Annotated in this window: 17 protein-coding genes; 6 read left to right on the top strand and 11 right to left on the bottom strand. The window is 62.8% G+C overall.

The annotated features are described in order from the left end of the window. Nucleotides 1–51: 51 nt before the first annotated feature. The 8 genes from KFF05_08650 to dnaE form a co-directional block, all read right to left on the bottom strand. Complete coding sequence (locus tag KFF05_08650) at nt 52–1,260, bottom strand: 1-deoxy-D-xylulose-5-phosphate reductoisomerase (GenBank protein ID UTW53387.1); 1,209 nt, start codon at nt 1,258–1,260, stop codon at nt 52–54. Nucleotides 1,261–1,262: 2 nt separating this feature from the next. Further along, nucleotides 1,263–1,781 carry a phosphatidate cytidylyltransferase gene (locus KFF05_08645; protein ID UTW53641.1) on the bottom strand — a complete coding sequence of 173 codons (519 nt, stop codon included), beginning with the start codon at nt 1,779–1,781 and terminating at the stop codon, nt 1,263–1,265. Nucleotides 1,782–1,924: 143 nt separating this feature from the next. Then, the gene (locus KFF05_08640) at nt 1,925–2,665 is read right to left on the bottom strand and encodes an isoprenyl transferase (GenBank protein UTW53386.1); all 741 of its coding nucleotides are present in this window, start codon (nt 2,663–2,665) and stop codon (nt 1,925–1,927) included. Between the two features lie 5 nt (nt 2,666–2,670). Beyond that, nucleotides 2,671–3,240, bottom strand: a complete 570-nt coding sequence (frr, locus tag KFF05_08635; protein ID UTW53385.1) for a ribosome recycling factor — start codon at nt 3,238–3,240, stop codon at nt 2,671–2,673. A 57-nt stretch (nt 3,241–3,297) separates the two neighbouring features. Next, nucleotides 3,298–4,257, bottom strand: a complete 960-nt coding sequence (locus KFF05_08630; GenBank protein ID UTW53384.1) for a UMP kinase — start codon at nt 4,255–4,257, stop codon at nt 3,298–3,300. Then, the gene (locus KFF05_08625; protein UTW53383.1) at nt 4,169–5,095 is read right to left on the bottom strand and encodes an elongation factor Ts; all 927 of its coding nucleotides are present in this window, start codon (nt 5,093–5,095) and stop codon (nt 4,169–4,171) included. The genes KFF05_08630 and KFF05_08625 overlap by 89 nt, the downstream gene beginning before the upstream one ends. Before the next feature lie 51 nt (nt 5,096–5,146). Beyond that, entirely contained in the window at nt 5,147–5,995 is an 849-nt protein-coding gene (gene rpsB, locus KFF05_08620; GenBank protein UTW53382.1) for a 30S ribosomal protein S2, read from the bottom strand. A gap of 182 nt (nt 5,996–6,177) precedes the next feature. Then, nucleotides 6,178–9,672, bottom strand: a complete 3,495-nt coding sequence (gene dnaE, locus KFF05_08615; GenBank protein ID UTW53381.1) for a DNA polymerase III subunit alpha — start codon at nt 9,670–9,672, stop codon at nt 6,178–6,180. Between the two features lie 193 nt (nt 9,673–9,865). Here dnaE and nthA point away from each other — a divergent pair, with 193 nt between their 5' ends. From nthA to KFF05_08585, 6 genes are all read left to right on the top strand, one after another. Continuing rightward, entirely contained in the window at nt 9,866–10,507 is a 642-nt protein-coding gene (gene nthA / locus KFF05_08610; protein UTW53380.1) for a nitrile hydratase subunit alpha, read from the top strand. Then, on the top strand, nt 10,504–11,166 hold the full coding sequence (nthB, locus tag KFF05_08605; protein UTW53379.1) for a nitrile hydratase subunit beta: 663 nt from the start codon (nt 10,504–10,506) through the stop codon (nt 11,164–11,166). The genes nthA and nthB overlap by 4 nt, the downstream gene beginning before the upstream one ends. After that, nucleotides 11,163–11,486 carry a nitrile hydratase accessory protein gene (locus tag KFF05_08600; protein UTW53378.1) on the top strand — a complete coding sequence of 108 codons (324 nt, stop codon included), beginning with the start codon at nt 11,163–11,165 and terminating at the stop codon, nt 11,484–11,486. The genes nthB and KFF05_08600 overlap by 4 nt, the downstream gene beginning before the upstream one ends. Nucleotides 11,487–11,608: 122 nt before the next feature. Continuing rightward, complete coding sequence (locus tag KFF05_08595) at nt 11,609–11,950, top strand: DoxX family protein (GenBank protein ID UTW53640.1); 342 nt, start codon at nt 11,609–11,611, stop codon at nt 11,948–11,950. Nucleotides 11,951–12,047: 97 nt separating this feature from the next. Further along, nucleotides 12,048–12,512 (top strand): carboxymuconolactone decarboxylase family protein, encoded by a 465-nt coding sequence (locus KFF05_08590; GenBank protein UTW53377.1) that lies wholly within the window; start codon nt 12,048–12,050, stop codon nt 12,510–12,512. Then, nucleotides 12,499–13,389, top strand: a complete 891-nt coding sequence (locus KFF05_08585) for a sigma-70 family RNA polymerase sigma factor (protein UTW53376.1) — start codon at nt 12,499–12,501, stop codon at nt 13,387–13,389. Before KFF05_08590 ends, KFF05_08585 begins: the two co-directional genes overlap by 14 nt. On the opposite strand, the gene KFF05_08580 is transcribed toward KFF05_08585, so the two are convergent. The 3 genes from KFF05_08580 to KFF05_08570 all read right to left on the bottom strand — a co-directional run bounded on the left by KFF05_08580 (nt 13,386) and on the right by KFF05_08570 (nt 15,579). After that, nucleotides 13,386–13,778 (bottom strand): RidA family protein, encoded by a 393-nt coding sequence (locus KFF05_08580; protein ID UTW53375.1) that lies wholly within the window; start codon nt 13,776–13,778, stop codon nt 13,386–13,388. The genes KFF05_08585 and KFF05_08580 overlap by 4 nt on opposite strands. A 25-nt stretch (nt 13,779–13,803) precedes the next feature. Next, nucleotides 13,804–14,277, bottom strand: coding sequence for a hypothetical protein (locus tag KFF05_08575; GenBank protein UTW53374.1), 474 nt, complete (start codon nt 14,275–14,277; stop codon nt 13,804–13,806). Nucleotides 14,278–14,367: 90 nt separating this feature from the next. Then, the gene (locus KFF05_08570; GenBank protein ID UTW53639.1) at nt 14,368–15,579 is read right to left on the bottom strand and encodes a cytochrome C; all 1,212 of its coding nucleotides are present in this window, start codon (nt 15,577–15,579) and stop codon (nt 14,368–14,370) included. Nucleotides 15,580–15,713: the final 134 nt, after the last annotated feature.

Raw genomic sequence — 15,713 nt, 5'->3', positions numbered from 1 at the left:
ATTTCAGGCCTGTCGGAAACCCATGCCGGTGAAATACCCGAAAATTGGGAATTAACCAACTGATTTCGAAGCAATTTCCTCTGCGGCGCGGCGGGCTTCGGCGTCTGCGGCGAAGACGTCGTCGAGAGAGCCGAGCGGTCGGGCGGTCACCCGTTCCAGCACCTGTTCGACAACCTCCGTGATCTTGAGAAAGCCCAGCCCCTTTTCCAGGAACCAGGCCACCGCGACTTCGTTGGCGGCATTCAGTAAGGTAGGCGCGCTGTTGCCTGCCCGCAATGCCTCGCGCGCCAGACGCAACGCCGGAAAACGCACGGGATCGGGTGCCTCGAAGGTCAAAGTCCCGATGTCTTCAAGCGCCAAGCGCGCGGCCGGGGTTTCCACCCGCTTCGGCCAAGCCAGGGCAAAGGCGATGGGCGTGCGCATATCGGGCGTGCCCAACTGCGCCAACACGGAGCCGTCGACATAATCGACCATGGAGTGGATAACCGACTGGGGATGCACCAGAATCTCGATCCGATCTTCCGGCACCGGGAACAGGTGGAAGGCCTCGATCAGTTCCAACCCTTTGTTCATCATGGTGGCGCTGTCGACGGAAATCTTGGCCCCCATATCCCAATTGGGATGGGCAACGGCCTGGGCCGGGGTGACGGCGGCCAATTCATCGCGCGGCTTGGTGCGGAACGGCCCGCCCGACGCCGTCAGCACGATGCGCCGGACCTTGTCCGGTTGATCGAAATCGAAAACCTGAAAGATCGCGCTGTGCTCGGAATCGACCGGCAGCAGCGTGGCGCCAGAGGCCTCGACCTCGCGCACCATCAAATCACCGGCGGACACCAGGCATTCCTTGTTGGCGAAGGCCACGGTCGCCCCCCGCCGAACCGCCTTGAGCACCGGGGGCAGACCTGCCGCCCCGACGATTGCCGCGACCACGATATCGGTCGGCTGATCACCGGCTTCGGAAATGGCTTCAGCACCGGCGGCAGCCTCGACCGACGTGCCCGCCAGGGCTGATTTCAGGGCGGCGTATTTACTGTCATCGCCGATCACTGCCCGTTTGGCGCCCAGGCGCAAGGCCTGCTCCACCAGAAGGTCCACATTGCGGTGCGCGGTCAGAACCTCAGCCTGAAATGCCCCTGGATGACGGGCCAGAATATCGACCGTGTTGCAGCCGACAGACCCCGTCGCCCCCAAGACAGTGACGCTGCGAGGGGCTGCGTCCGTAGCTTGTGCCGTCGCATCCGGTTGTAAGGCCAAATCCATTCCTAAAGTCCCTGCCAAATTCCTGTGCCCGCAACCGCCAGCGCCGCGGCCAGAAGGCCGTCGACCCGGTCAAGCACGCCACCGTGACCGGGGATCAGCCGCCCCGAATCCTTGACCCCGAAATGGCGCTTTGCCCCCGATTCCAAAAGGTCACCAACCTGGCAGGCAATGCTGCCGACCACGGCGGCGGCGGCGACCTGACCGTCGATTGCCCCGCCGGTCAAATACCATACCAGGATACCCGCCCCGACCCCAGCCAGCAAACCGCCGATGGCCCCGGAAATCGTCTTTGACGGGCTGATCCGGGGCGCCAGTTTCGGGCCGCCGAAAGTCCGCCCGGTCAGATAGGCACCGGTATCCGTCATCCAGGTGACGACGAACAGGAACAGGATCAGGCTGCGCCCCGCAGCGCCGTCGCCCCGCATCAGAAACAAGACATAAGCAGCAGCCAGGATGTACGCAGAGCCTGCGACCAGCCACAGCACCTGTGATCGCGCCATGACCAGCCATTCCCACATCATGGCGGCGGTAAACAGGACGATCAGGATCGTGTACCAAGGCGGTCCGGCATAGACGGCAGCGACCACGGGTGGCAGCAAGACCGCGGCAGACAGCACCCGCTTATGAAATTCCGAAAGGGCCAAAATTCAATCCGCCAAGGGACTTAGGGGCTCGTGACGCCGCCGAACCGGCGTTCCCTGCCACGGAAATCGCCCAGCGCTTCGGCAAGGTGTTCGTGACCGAAGTCAGGCCACAGGACGTCGGTGAACACGAATTCCGCATAGGCGACCTGCCACAGCAAAAAGTTGCTGACGCGCTGCTCACCACTGGTCCGGATCAGCAGATCCGGTTCCGGCAGGCCGGCGGTGAATAGCGCGCTCTCAAACCGGGTTTCATCAATGTCTTCCGGGGAGATTTCGCCGCGCTGTACCTGTTCCGCCAAGGCCCGGGCCGCGCCCAGGATTTCCTGCCGTCCGCCATAGCTGAGCGCAATCGTCAGGTTGAGCCGGGTATTGGCCCTGGTGCGTTCCTCTGCATCGGAAATCAGACGCTGAATGTCCTCATCGAACCGCGCGCGCTCACCGATGATGCGAAGACGCACACCTTCGCGGTCAAGCTCGCCGATCTCCTTGCGCAGATAAAGCCGCAACAAGCCCATCAGGTCGCCGATTTCACCGATCGGACGATTCCAGTTCTCCGACGAAAACCCGAACAGGGTCAAATAAGGCACACCCAGGCTGACCGCCGCCCTCACCGTCCGGCGCACGGCCTCGGCACCGGCCTTATGACCGGCTGTGCGCGGCAATCCCCTACCCTTCGCCCAACGCCCATTGCCGTCCATGATGACGGCGACGTGGACCGGATTTGCCGGCGCGTCGGAAAGTTGAAGGGGAACCGTGGGCATCTGCGTCAAACCTGCATGATTTCGATTTCTTTATTGGCGACGATTTCGTCGATCTTGGCGACGTGCTCGTCGGTCACCTTCTGCACGTCTTCCGTATAACCGTGATAGGCATCTTCGGAAATGTCGCCCGCCTTTTCCGCGTTCTTCAGTTCATCCATGGCATGACGGCGAACATTGCGCACGGAAATGCGCGCGTCTTCCGCGTATTTATGCGCGACCTTACCAAGTTCGGTGCGGCGTTCCTCGGTCAGGGCCGGGATCGGCACGCGGACAAGCTGGCCGTCCGCCGCCGGGTTGAGGCCCAGCCCGGAATCACGGATCGCCTTTTCGACGGCACCGACAAGGCCCCGGTCCCAAACCTGCACGGTCAGCATGCGCGGTTCCGGCACACCGATGGTGCCGACTTGGTTCATGGGCATGTCAGAGCCATAGGCCTGCACGGTCACCGGCTCCAGCAGGCTGGTCGACGCCCGCCCGGTACGCAGGCCGCCAAGCTCACGGTGAAGGACATCGATCGCCCCCTCCATGCGCCGCGTGATGTCACCCTTCAAATCTGAAAAACTGAATTCCGCCATAATTTCCTCCCATTGCGGCCGCTTGCGCGCGGTCCCAGGGGGCCGGCCAGCGCCCGGTCAATCGACCAGAGTGAACCGCCCCTCCCCGTTGATAACCTTGGAGAATTCTCCGGGATTGTGAATTGAAAACACGAGGATTGGAACCCGGTTGTCACGTGCCAATGCAATCGCCGAAGTGTCCATAACCTTGAGGTCGCGGGCCAAGACATCCTGATACTTCAGATTGTCATAGCGCATGGCATCCGGGTTGGTTTTGGGATCGGAATCATAGACACCATCAACCTGCGTGCCTTTCAAAAGCGCGTCGCAGCCCATTTCCACCGCGCGCAGCGCCGCTGCCGTATCGGTGGTGAAGAACGGGTTGCCCGTGCCGGCAGCGAAAATCACCACCCGCCCCTTTTCCATATGGCGCACGGCGCGCCGCCGGATATAGGGTTCGCACACGGTCTGCATGGGGATTGCCGACAGCACCCGCGTGTCCACGCTCTTCGATTCCAGGACGCTCTGCACCGCCAGCGCGTTCATGACCGTCGCCAGCATGCCCATGTAGTCAGCGCTGGTGCGTTCGATCCCTTCGGCCGATGACGACATGCCGCGGAAGATATTGCCGGCACCGATGACGAGACAGACCTGAACGCCCATGTCATGGACGGCGGCGACCTCGTCGCAGATGCGCCCGACCATGTCCGGATCCAGGCCGTAGTCACGCTTGCCCATCAGGGCTTCGCCCGACAGTTTCAACAGGACACGTTGGTATTTGGGTTCCTCGGACACTGGGGACACTCGCGCTCTTCCATCAAAATCCGCCGCCGGCCCATTAGATGGGAAACCGGCGGCGGGAATGAGTTCCGGGTGACAGTCTACATCACCCGTCGGACGGCGTCTTGCCCGGCGCCCGGAAAAGCCGCCGGGACGCCGCGTCGAAGGATCAGGATCCGGCCGCGGCCGCGACCTCGGCGGCGAAATCGCCGACTTCTTTCTCGATGCCTTCGCCAAGAACGAACATCTTGAAACCATTGATGGAAATGGCGCCACCAGCGTCCTTACCGGCAGCCTCGACGGCCTTCGAAACCTGGGTTTCGCCATCGATCACGAATGTCTGATCCAGCAGGCAGACCTCTTCGTAGAACTTGCGCAGACGGCCTTCGACCATCTTGCCGATGATCTCTTCCGGCTTACCCGATTCGCGTGCCTGTTCTGACAGCACGACGCGTTCGCGCTCGAGGATCTCCGGGTCCAGTTCGTCACGCGACACGGACTGCGGTTTGGCCGCCGCGACGTGCATGGCAAGCTGCTTGCCGAAGGCTTCCAGCTTGCCCTTGTCGCCGGTCGATTCCAGACCGACGATGACGGCGATCTTGCCGATGCCGTCGGCCATCGCGTTATGGACATAGGTCGACAACACGCCGTTGCCGACGGACATGACGTCACAGCGGCGGATGGTCATGTTTTCACCGATGGTGGCGATCATATGGGTCAGCTGATCGGCGACCGTGCGGCCTGCGCCCGGATAATCAGCGGCCAGCATCTTGTCCATGTCGCCGTCGGCGGCCAGCGCCAGGGACGCGACGCCGCGGACGAAGTCCTGGAACTGCTCGTTGCGGGACACAAAGTCGGTTTCCGAATTGACCTCGACGACCGCACCCTTGTTGCCGTCAACGGCAACGGCCACCAGGCCTTCAGCGGCGACACGGCCGGATTTCTTGGCAGCGGCGGACAGCCCCTTGGTGCGCAGCCAATCGATGGCCTGGTCCAGGTCGCCGTCGTTTTCGGCCAGGGCCTTCTTGCAGTCCATCATGCCTGCGCCGGTTTGTTCGCGAAGCTCTTTGACGAGAGCCGCAGTGATTTCAGCCATAGTTCTACCTTCTCTTCAGATCGTATCGTCAGCCCGTACGCGCGGACGCGGTTAGGAAGCCGGCTGGGCTTCCCCACCTTCGGCGGGCGTTGCGGCCGCTTCGGAAGCAGCTTCAGCAGGCGCCTCGGGGGCGGCTTCGGCTTCCGGGGCCGCTTCGATGGCGCCACCGGCGTTCTCGTCGGCACCCAGATCAACACCCTTGGCGGTCAGCGACGCGGACAGGCCGTCCAACACGGAATCGGCGACCAGGTTGCAATACATGGAGATCGCGCGGATCGCATCGTCGTTGCCCGGGATCGGATAGGTGATGCCGGCCGGGTTGCTGTTGGAATCGATGACGCCGACGACCGGAATGCCCAGCTTGTTGGCTTCGGCGACGGCGATGTCTTCCTTGTTGGTGTCGATCACGAAAATGATGTCCGGCAGGCCGCCCATTTCCTTGATGCCGCCCAAGGCGCGCTCAAGCTTTTCCTGCTCGCGGGTCAGGCCGAGCTGCTCGCGCTTGGTCAGGCCCTGGACTTCCTGGCCGCCCAGCTTGCTGTCCAGCTCGCGCAGGCGCGCGATGGACTTGGAAATGGTCTGCCAGTTGGTCAGCATGCCGCCGAGCCAGCGGTGATTGACGTAATACTGCCCGCACTTCTTGGCGGCTTCGGCAACCCGCGGCGAGGCCGCGCGCTTGGTGCCGACGAACAGGATACGGCCGTTGGACGCAACGACGTCGCGCACGGCGGCAAGCGCCTGGTGAAGCAAGGGAACGGTCTGCTGCAGGTCGATGATGTGGATGCCGTTACGGTCGCCGTACAGGTACGACGCCATTTTCGGGTTCCAACGACGGGTGCTGTGACCAAAGTGAACGCCGGCTTCCAACAGCTGACGCATGGTGAACGACGGAATCGCCATGATAATCTCTTCTCCGGTTATGCCTCCGCAGGGTGTCATTCGGCCCCATGGCCGAACACCGGAGCGGCAAAACCTGTGAATTTGCACAGGCGCCGCGTCCCCCCGTGCGATATGGGCGTGGGTTTACAGGGGCAGAACGGCCCAATCAAGGGAAAAAAGCGTGACGATCCGGCGAAAGACGATCAGCCCTCGACGACCTCAAGCACGCCCTGGACCGACTTGATGGCCTGGATCACGGCCGGCGACACGGCGTAACGGCCATTCAGGGACAGCACGACCTCGCGGTTGTCCTCAAGCCGGGGCACGACATAGACCGGCACCTGTCCCCTGCCCTGGCTTTCCAGCACCTCACGCAGCGGGGCGAGCGGGCTTTCCCCGCCGATCACCACGGTGACGGAGCCGACGGCATTCAAGGCGGCACTTTCCAGCGGGCGCAGGCCCTGGACCATGAACCGGGGAGCTTCGGCCTCGATCTGCACTTCCATCTCGATCAGGAAGGAATTGCCTTCGGTCAGATGTTCGCGGGCGGCGGACAGGACCTCGGAGAACATGATCGCCTCGAACGTGCCCGTGGTGTCGGAGAAGCTGACAAAGGCATAGCGCGAACCCTTGGCCGAGGTGCGTTCCTTCATGGCGACCAGCGTACCCGCCATGCGCCGGTGGCCGGGCCGGCCGGCGGTCAGGATTTCGACGTAGCTCATGACCTTGTGCTTTTCCAGCATGCTTTCGTAGGTCGCGAGCGGATGTGACGACAGGTAGAAACCGACGGCGTCGAATTCTTCCTTGAGCCGATCCATGGGCGTCCAGTCGGCAATGTTGTCGAGCCGGATTTCCGGCACCTCGGGGGCGTCGCTGCCCCCGGCCCCGCCGAACAGGCCCATCTGGTCGGAGGTGCGGTCCTGATGGGCGCTGACCGCTTCCTTCAGGATGCGTTCCAGCCCCGTGAACAACTGGCGGCGGTTGGGGTTGAGGCTGTCGAGCGCGCCGGCGCGGATCAGGTTTTCCATCTGCCGCTTGTTGATGACCTTGGGGTCCAGCCGATGGGCGAAATCGGCGACGTCCTTGAACGGCCCACCTTCCTTGCGCGCCTCGACCAGGGATGCCATGGCGCCCTCGCCCACGTTCTTGATGGCGGCAAGCGCATAGCGAATGGCGCTGCCGCCGTTGTCCCGCTCGACCGAGAACTTGACCTGCGATTTGTTGACGTCCGGCGACAGCAGATCCACACCCATGCGGTCCAATTCCTGCTTGAACACGTTGAGCTTGTCCGTGTTGTGCTGGTCGAGCGTCATGGAGGCGGCGAGGAATTCCACCGGGTGGTTTGCCTTCAGGTATGCCGTCTGATAGGCGACCAGGGCATAGGCGGCGGCGTGCGACTTGTTGAAGCCGTAGCCGGCGAACTTGGCGACCTGATCAAAGATGTCCGACGCCTTGCGGCCGTCGACCTCGCGTTGCACGGCGCCGTCGACGAACAACTGGCGCTGCTGATCCATCTCCTCCTTGATCTTCTTGCCCATGGCACGGCGCAGAAGATCGGCGCCGCCCAGCGTATAACCGGACAACAGCTGGGCCGCCTGCATGACCTGTTCCTGATAGATCATGATGCCGAAGGTTTCCGTCAGGATCGGCTCCAGGATCGGATGCAGGTAATCCGGCGTCTCCTCACCCTTCTTGCGGGCGATATAACTCGGGATGTTGTCCATGGGCCCCGGGCGGTACAGCGCCACGACGGCGATGATGTCCTCGAAGGTGTCGGCCTTCATCTGGCGTAGCACGTCGCGCATGCCCTGACTTTCCAGCTGAAACACCCCGGTCGTCTCACCACGCCCGATCATCTCGAAGGTTGCGGTGTCGTCCAGCGGGATGGTCGACAGGTCGATTTCGACCCCTTTCTCGCGGCACAGGTCAACGGCCGTCGCCAGCACCGTCAGGGTCTTGAGGCCCAAAAAGTCGAACTTCACCAGCCCGGCGCTTTCCACGAACTTCATGTTGAAGCCCGTCACCGACAGGTCGGAACGCGGATCGCGGTACAGCGGGATCAGTTCCTGCAACGGCCGGTCGCCGATGACCACGCCGGCGGCGTGGGTCGAGGCATGGCGGAACAACCCCTCCAACTTCATGGCCAAGTCGACCAGATGCTGAACCTGGGGGTCTTCCTTCATCATCTGGCGGATCTGCGGTTCGCCCTCGACGGCTTCGCCCAGGGTCACCGGATTGGCCGGATTGTTGGGCACCAGCTTGCAGATCTTATCGATATAGCCGTAGGGCATCTGCAACACACGACCGACATCGCGCAGCACGGCGCGGGCCTGCAGCTTTCCGAAGGTGATGATCTGCGCAACGTGGTCGTCGCCGTATTTCTTCTGAACGTAGCGGATAACCTCGTCCCGCCGATCCTGGCAGAAGTCGATGTCGAAGTCGGGCATGGACACGCGTTCCGGGTTGAGGAAGCGTTCGAACAGCAGCCCGAAGCGCAGCGGGTCCAGATCGGTGATCAGCAGCGACCAGGCGACAACGGACCCGGCGCCGGACCCACGGCCCGGCCCCACGGGAATACCCTTTTCCTTGGCCCAGCCGATGAAGTCGGCAACGATCAGAAAGTATCCCGGAAAGCCCATCTCGTTAATGACGCCAAGCTCGTAATCAAGGCGCTCACGGTAAGGCGCCGCCGCGGCGTCCCGCGCCGCATCGTCCATGTCGTCGCTGAACACATGGGTGTCGAGACGCTTTTCCAGCCCGGCCACGGCCTGGGCGCGCAATTCGTCCTCTTCCGTGCGCCCCTCGCCGCAATCGAAAGGCGGCAGGATCGGCGCGATCTTTTCGACCATGAAAGCGCAGCGCTTGGCGATGACCAGGGTGTTATCGACCGCTTCCGGCAAATCCTCGAACACCCGGCGCATGTCGGCAGCACCCTTGAACCAGTGTTCCGGGGTCAGGCGGCGGCGCTCCGTTTCCGACACATAGGCGCTTTCCGCGATGCAGATTAGGGCGTCATGGGCCTCGAACATGTCGGGCGTCGGGTAAAAACATTCGTTGGTCGCGACCAGCGGCAAATCCAGGCTGTAGGCCAGGTCGAGGAACGCGCCCTCGGTCTGTTCCTCCGCCGCCATGCCGTGGCGCAAAATTTCCACGTAGGTGCGCCCGCCGTAAGCGGCGGCCAGACGCGTCAGCAGGTCGCGCGCGGCGTCGCCCTTGCCTTGTTGCAGTAATCGCCCGACCGGCCCGCCCGGCCCGCCGGTCAGCAGGATCAGGCCGCCGTTGTGTTGCAGCAGGGTGTCCAGCGAGATCGCCGTTTCCTCGCCGTCGTCGCCGTCCAGATAGGCGACCTTCAGCATCTGCAACAGATTGCGATAGCCTTCCTGATTCTGGACCAGCAATACCACCGAGGGCTCACGCTCGCGCCGCCCGCCGCCGGTCGATGGCGCCATGGCATGGCCGGTGGCTTCCTCGGCCTCCATCTGAACGGAAATCTGGCAGCCGATGATCGGCTGGATGCCCTTGTCCGTGGCGGCCAGCGAGAATTCCAGGGCCCCGAACAGGTTGTTGGTGTCGGTCACGGCGACCGCCGGCATGTCCATGGACCGGCACATCTTGGCCAGGTCCTTCAGGCGGATGGCGCCTTCGGACAGGGAATAGGCGGAATGGACCCGCAGGTGGACGAAATCAGCATGGGACATGCGGCAATAATTCCACACTTCGGCGGGCGCGCGGAAACCGTTTGCACACAATTGTCCACCGTCAGAAAAATTGCCGTGGATAACCCAGGGGATTCCGGGCCAAAGCAGGTTCTCCGGCATTGTTGAACGCGCACCTCAGGCTGTATCATCCCCACGCCCGCATCCTTGGGCGCAGACAAATTGGGAGAATCGCATGCCGCATGACGGACACGACCACGATCACGACCATACGGAGCCGCCATCGGACATCGAACTCCGCGTGAAGTCCCTGGAAAGCCTTCTGGTGGAAAAGGGTCTGGTCGACCCCGCCACCCTGGACGCCCTGGTCGACCGCTACGAACACCACGTCGGCCCGCAGAACGGCAAGAGGGTCGTGGCCCGCGCCTGGACCGATCCCGCCTACCGCCAATGGCTACAGGACGACGCCAGCGCCGCCATCGGCGACTTCGGCTTCAAGGGCCGCCAGGGCGAACACATGGTCTGCGTGGAAAACGGCCCCAAAGTTCACAACCTGGTCGTCTGCACACTGTGCTCCTGCTATCCCTGGACCGTCCTGGGCCTGCCGCCCGTGTGGTACAAATCCGCCCCCTATCGGTCCCGCGCCGTGGCGGACCCACGCGGTGTGTTGGCCGAATTCGGCACCACGCTGGCCCCCGACGTCGATGTCAGGGTGTGGGATTCAACCTCCGAAATGCGCTATCTGGTGATCCCAGAACGCCCTGCCGGCACCGACGGCTGGACCGCGGAACAACTGGAACAGTTGATTACCCGCAATTCCATGATCGGCGTCGAAAAAGCCAGGACGCCCGAGGAACTAAAGGGAGCGGCAGAATGAACAGCGGCCACGATCTCGGCGGGATGCACGGCCTCGGCCCCATCAACCCGGAGCCCCAGGACGAGGAACCCGTGTTCCACGCCGATTGGGAGCGCAAGGCGTTCTCCCTCACTCTGGCGACCGCCCTGCTCGGCCGCTGGAACATCGACATGGGCCGCCATTCGCGCGAACGCCAGCACCCGGCCCGCTATCTGATGAACACCTACTATGAAAATTGGCTGACCGGCACGGAAGTCCTGCTGAAGGAATCAGGTCTGGTCACGGCCGAGGAAATGGCGACGGGCAAGCCGCAGGGACCGGCCCCGAATTCCATCCATGTACCCGGCCCGGACGAAGCCCTGAACGCGGTCAAGGCCGGTGGACCGGCGGATATCGACGCACCGGTTCAAGCCCAATATGCCGTCGGCGATGCCGTGCGCGTTAAGAACTTCCATCCCCAGGGCCATACACGGGCCCCCCGCTACACCCGGGGACGGGTCGGCGTGATCCAGCGCCTGCACGGCATCCACGTCTATCCAGATACCCATACGCCGGATGTGACGGAGGGTTATCCGCTTTATTCCGTGCGGTTCGAGGGCGACGAGCTTTGGGGCCCCGACGGTGACGCCAAATCATCCGTCTATGCCGACCTTTGGGAACCTTATCTGGAGCCGGCATGACCGCCTTGAAGCAGGAAGACGGCCCCGCGTTCTGCGAGCCCTGGCAAGCCCAAGCCTTTGCCCTTGCCAACGCCTTGATCGACAAAGGCATTTTCACCGCCGAGGAATGGGCCCAGGCCCTGGGCGCCGAGATCAAGCGCGCCCAGGCGGCGGGTGATCCCGACACGGGCGAGACCTATTACAATCACTGGCTAGCCACGTTGGAGCGCCTCTGCGCCGACAAGGGACTGGCCCTGGGTGACGAGGTCGCCGACCGCGCGGAGGAATGGCGCAATGCTTATCTGGCCACACCGCACGGCCAGCCGGTTGCCTTGAAGTAGTCATCACGCGCCCAGCGGCGGTGCCGCGTCAGAAGTTCTGCGCAATGTCTCGTTCAACCTAGGAGGCCGTCGTGAAATTCCTGAATCCTTTTAAAGACCATCTGTATAGCCTTCTCCGTCTTATGACGGGCCTGTTGTTCCTGCAGCACGGCACGACGAAGTTTCTCAGCTTCCCGGTCACGAAATACAGCGGCGTCGATCCGTTTTCTCTGATTGGTGCGGCCGGGATGGTCGAACTGGTCGGCGGCGCCCTGGTCGCGATCGGCCTGTTCACCCGGCCGGCGGCCTTCATCTGTTCCGGGACCATGGCTGTCGGCTATTTCCTGGAACACCTCCCGATGGGCTTTTTCCCCATCCTGAACTGGGGCGAGTTGGCGGCGCTGTACTGTTTCGTATTCCTGTACATTGCGGCGGCCGGCGGCGGTAAGTGGAGCCTCGACGCCCTGCGGTCACGGGCACCCTAGCGGGCCGCACGGCGGAACTTTTTTCCGCCGCATGTCACAATCGCGTCCGTCATCTCGTCATCTGGGCATATCCCCCCTTTTGATGATGGAGACCGTCATGACACCGCGACTGAACGAGCCTTTCAAACTGGCCCAAGCCCCCATCAAGGCCATGCAGGCACTTGAGGTGGCGCTGGCCGCCAGCGGGCTCGACCACAACCTGCTGGAATTGGTCAAATTGCGCGCGTCGCAGATCAACGGCTGCGCCTTCTGCATCCACATGCACACGACCGACCTGCGCAAGCATGGTGAAAGCGAAATGCGCCTGTACATGCTGAACGCCTGGCGGGAATCAACGCTCTACAGCCCCCGTGAGCGGGCAGCCCTGGCCTGGACGGAGGCCCTGACCCGCCTTGCGGAGACCGGTGCACCGGATGCGGATTATGATCTGGTGAAGGCCGAATTCACGGACGCCGAACGGGTCAACCTGACCCTGGCGATCGGCGCCATCAACGTGTGGAACCGCCTGCAGGTCGGCTTCCGGGCGGCACATCCGCAGGAGGACATTGTTGACGCTGCCTGACAGCCAAACCGATGAATTCGAAGCGCACCGCCCCCGGCTGGTACGCCTCGCCTACCGCATGCTGGGTTCCATGCTGGAGGCCGAGGACATCGTGCAGGACGCTTGGCTCCACTGGCGGCGGGCCGACCGGGGCACGGTCGCCACGCCGGGGGCGTACCTCACCCGCATCGTCACGCGGCTTTGCCTCGACGTTTTGAAATCCGCCCGCGTGCGGCGGGAAACCTATATCGGCCCCTGGCTGCCCGAACCTGTCGTCGAACCGGAAGACGACGCCATGCGGGCGGATAACCTGACCCTGACCTTGATGCTGGCTCTGGAACGCCTGTCGCCGTTGGAACGCGCGGCGTTCCTGTTGCACGATGTGTTCGATGTACCGTTGGGCGAGGTCGCGGCGACGCTGGAGCGGGAACCCGCCGCCGTGCGTCAATTGGCCGCCCGCGCCCGCAAGCATGTGCGCGACGGCCGCCCGCGCTACGACGTCAGCCGGGAGGAAGGCGAGCGCATCGCCCAAGCTTTCTTTGCCGCCTCGACCAAGGGCGATATCGACACCCTGCGCGGCTTATTGGCCGAAAACGTGGTGATCCTGTCGGATGGCGGCGGCAAAGTGCTGGCCTTCCGCAATCCCATCATCGGATTGGACCGGGCGCTGCGCCTGTTTGCCGGTCTCAGCCGCAAGTTCGCCGATAAAATGCCCAACGATATCCGTCCTGTGTGGATCGACGGCCTGCCCGGCTACATCAGCCAGGGACGGGGCGACGTACTGCAGACCACGGCGTTGGAAATCGAGGACGGCCGCATCACTGCCATCTACATCACCCGCAACCCGGACAAGCTCGGCCATGTCGTCGGACGGCTCGATGGTGCGGCCGCATCCTAGGCCGCCTTGGCGGCAACGGCCTCGATCTCGACCTCGACCCCCGGACGCGGAAACGGCCCGACGGTCAGCAGCACAACGGGCGGGTTATGGTCGCCCAGGTAGCGGCCGCGCAGGCGGTAGAAGTCGTCGAAGATCGCGTGGTCGGTGACATAGACCGTCAGCTTGGCGATGTCCTGAAAGGTCATGTCGGCGGCCGCAAGGATGACCTTGATCCGCTCGAAGATGACTTCCACCTGCTGGCCCGTATCCTCGGGCACCGTCCCGTCCTGCCGCGCCCCGACCTGACCATTGCAGAACAGCAACCGCGCGTTCGGCGGCACCTCTGTCGCATGCCCGCCATTGTCACGATGGCCGCAGATTTGGTCGTTCAAGGTATGAATCGTCAGCATGGCGCGTTCTCCTCCTCGGACATGATCAGGTTTTCAACCAACAGCCGAACGTGGCGACCTTGCTCACAAGATTACCGTCGTCGGACAAAGGTACCCGGACCTGAATTTGCTCGATATTCACACGTTTGCCGTATTGCTCCCGGTAGACGGTGTCCCGTGATGCAATGGGCTTCTTTTCCCGCACGACGCGCAGGTACTCTTCCCAGCCTTCGGGACCTCGGTATTGGGGGAAATCCCTGGTTCGTTTGCCGGTCTTATCGGCACCCTTCCATTCCGTCTGGCCCGTGCCCCAGAACCGAATGATGAAATCAATCACCTCGCCCCCGGAAGGGGAATATACCGCATCGGCGACAATGACGTAGGGCACCAGTTTCGGATTTAGCCTGGAGAGGTTGAATTGCTTCCAGGTCGGTGCGAAGGCCTCTCCCTTCACCGATGACCAGTAGGCAACAAATTCATGGATTTCGGGGTCGGTGATTTCTGACAGGTCGACGATCATCGGCAATTATCCGTGTGCGTGAATCGTCATGTGACAATTGCGTCCGACGTTCGACTGCCATTGTGTGCAGTTCTCCCCTTATCCCGCAACTTATTGCGTTGCCGTCGCCGGGCGGGTGAGCCCGACCTCGATGATCCGGTTGGTGCTGCTCTGGTGGATCAGCAGATTGCCTTCGCGGGTCGCCCGCATGTGCCGGATGATCCCGGCATGGACGCCGCCGGAAGGGATGGCCCAGCTTTGGAAGGTTTCCGTTCGCGGATCGAAGCGCACCAGAGCGTCCGGACGGCGGCGGGATTCATTGTACCAGACGATCCCGTCGACGACGGCAATGGCATAGGGATGCGACGCCTTGCCGGACGGCGACGGCCATTCCTTGATCTCACCGCTATTGGGATTGTATCTGCCGAGGCGTCCCTGCGACGAATTCACGTACCAGATCATGCCGTCGGGCGCGATGTCCAGGCGGCGCACCGTGGTTCCCGGGATCGGCAGCTTGATCTCGGTCAGCGCCATGGTCGCCGGGTCGATCTTGATCAGGCAATTGCTGCCGTTGCACGAAGCCCAGGGCGTGCCCGTGGCGTCGATCTTGATGCCATAAGGCCGGGCTTTCGGCGTGTCGACTTTGACCAATTTCACGACCCCCGTCCGGGGATCGAGACGCCCGATCATGTTGCTGTGCTGAAGCGTGAACCACATGATCCCGGCGTTGTCGAAAATCGCCGTGTGGGGGTCCCGGGCGGCCGGATCGGGCATTTTGTAGACGGTGATCTTCTCCGTCTTCGGATCAAACATGCCAACGGTTCCGTTCTTGTTGCCCGTGTACCAGACGTTCCCGGCGGCATCGAGGGTCACGCTGTGCGGGTAGGCCCCATCCGGAAGGGGGTATTCGGTCATTTTTCCGCTCACCGGATCGATTTTCCCGATCAAATTGGCGAACTGCCCCGCCCACCAGATGGTGCCGTCGGCGGCCTGGATCGGATCGCGGGACCGCTGCCCCAGGGTCGGCACAACCCATTCCTTGAACGTGATCTTCTCCGGGCCCGTGATCAGTGTCGGCGCCAACTTGTCATGAGGCGGGAAATTGGCCGCCAGATAACCGGTGATTTCATCCCGTAACGCGGGGTCGCCGGAAAGGTCGACCATGGTGGCGGTCAGTTCCCGCCATTGATCGAGGCTGTAGCCCGATGACCGGGTGATCAGGCTCGTGTTGTGACAGGCGGTGCAAACGGCCTCAACCGTCTGTTTTCCTGCCCCCTCGGGAAGCTGCTGTGCCTGTGCGGCGGCCGGGACGAGCGCAATCAGCGCGGCGCCCGTAACGAAAGAGCGAGCAAATATGAACACCTCTGAAAATCCTCTGGCAAACCTGTGTGGACGTAGGATTGAGGAGGCCCCGGCCGGACACAATGTCGGTGCCGGCGCCCCTCAAATTTGATCCA

Source organism: bacterium SCSIO 12827, from assembly GCA_024397995.1.
Lineage (GTDB): Bacteria > Pseudomonadota > Alphaproteobacteria > Rhodospirillales > Casp-alpha2 > UBA1479.
The sequence above is the reverse complement of the archived record's forward strand: the minus strand, read 5'-3'. Positions and strand labels throughout refer to the sequence as shown.

What these genes read in the sequence shown, in the direction of transcription:
- KFF05_08650 (UTW53387.1), bottom strand. Translation starts at nt 1,260, where the DNA reads ATGGATTTGGCCTTACAACCGGATGCGACGGCACAAGCTACGGACGCA.
- KFF05_08645 (UTW53641.1), bottom strand. Translation starts at nt 1,781, where the DNA reads ATGATGTGGGAATGGCTGGTCATGGCGCGATCACAGGTGCTGTGGCTG.
- KFF05_08640 (UTW53386.1), bottom strand. Translation starts at nt 2,665, where the DNA reads ATGCCCACGGTTCCCCTTCAACTTTCCGACGCGCCGGCAAATCCGGTC.
- frr (UTW53385.1), bottom strand. Translation starts at nt 3,240, where the DNA reads ATGGCGGAATTCAGTTTTTCAGATTTGAAGGGTGACATCACGCGGCGC.
- KFF05_08630 (UTW53384.1), bottom strand. Translation starts at nt 4,257, where the DNA reads ATGGTTTCAAGATGTTCGTTCTTGGCGAAGGCATCGAGAAAGAAGTCG.
- KFF05_08625 (UTW53383.1), bottom strand. Translation starts at nt 5,095, where the DNA reads ATGGCTGAAATCACTGCGGCTCTCGTCAAAGAGCTTCGCGAACAAACC.
- rpsB (UTW53382.1), bottom strand. Translation starts at nt 5,995, where the DNA reads ATGGCGATTCCGTCGTTCACCATGCGTCAGCTGTTGGAAGCCGGCGTT.
- dnaE (UTW53381.1), bottom strand. Translation starts at nt 9,672, where the DNA reads ATGTCCCATGCTGATTTCGTCCACCTGCGGGTCCATTCCGCCTATTCC.
- nthA (UTW53380.1), top strand. Translation starts at nt 9,866, where the DNA reads ATGCCGCATGACGGACACGACCACGATCACGACCATACGGAGCCGCCA.
- nthB (UTW53379.1), top strand. Translation starts at nt 10,504, where the DNA reads ATGAACAGCGGCCACGATCTCGGCGGGATGCACGGCCTCGGCCCCATC.
- KFF05_08600 (UTW53378.1), top strand. Translation starts at nt 11,163, where the DNA reads ATGACCGCCTTGAAGCAGGAAGACGGCCCCGCGTTCTGCGAGCCCTGG.
- KFF05_08595 (UTW53640.1), top strand. Translation starts at nt 11,609, where the DNA reads ATGACGGGCCTGTTGTTCCTGCAGCACGGCACGACGAAGTTTCTCAGC.
- KFF05_08590 (UTW53377.1), top strand. Translation starts at nt 12,048, where the DNA reads ATGACACCGCGACTGAACGAGCCTTTCAAACTGGCCCAAGCCCCCATC.
- KFF05_08580 (UTW53375.1), bottom strand. Translation starts at nt 13,778, where the DNA reads ATGCTGACGATTCATACCTTGAACGACCAAATCTGCGGCCATCGTGAC.
- KFF05_08575 (UTW53374.1), bottom strand. Translation starts at nt 14,277, where the DNA reads ATGATCGTCGACCTGTCAGAAATCACCGACCCCGAAATCCATGAATTT.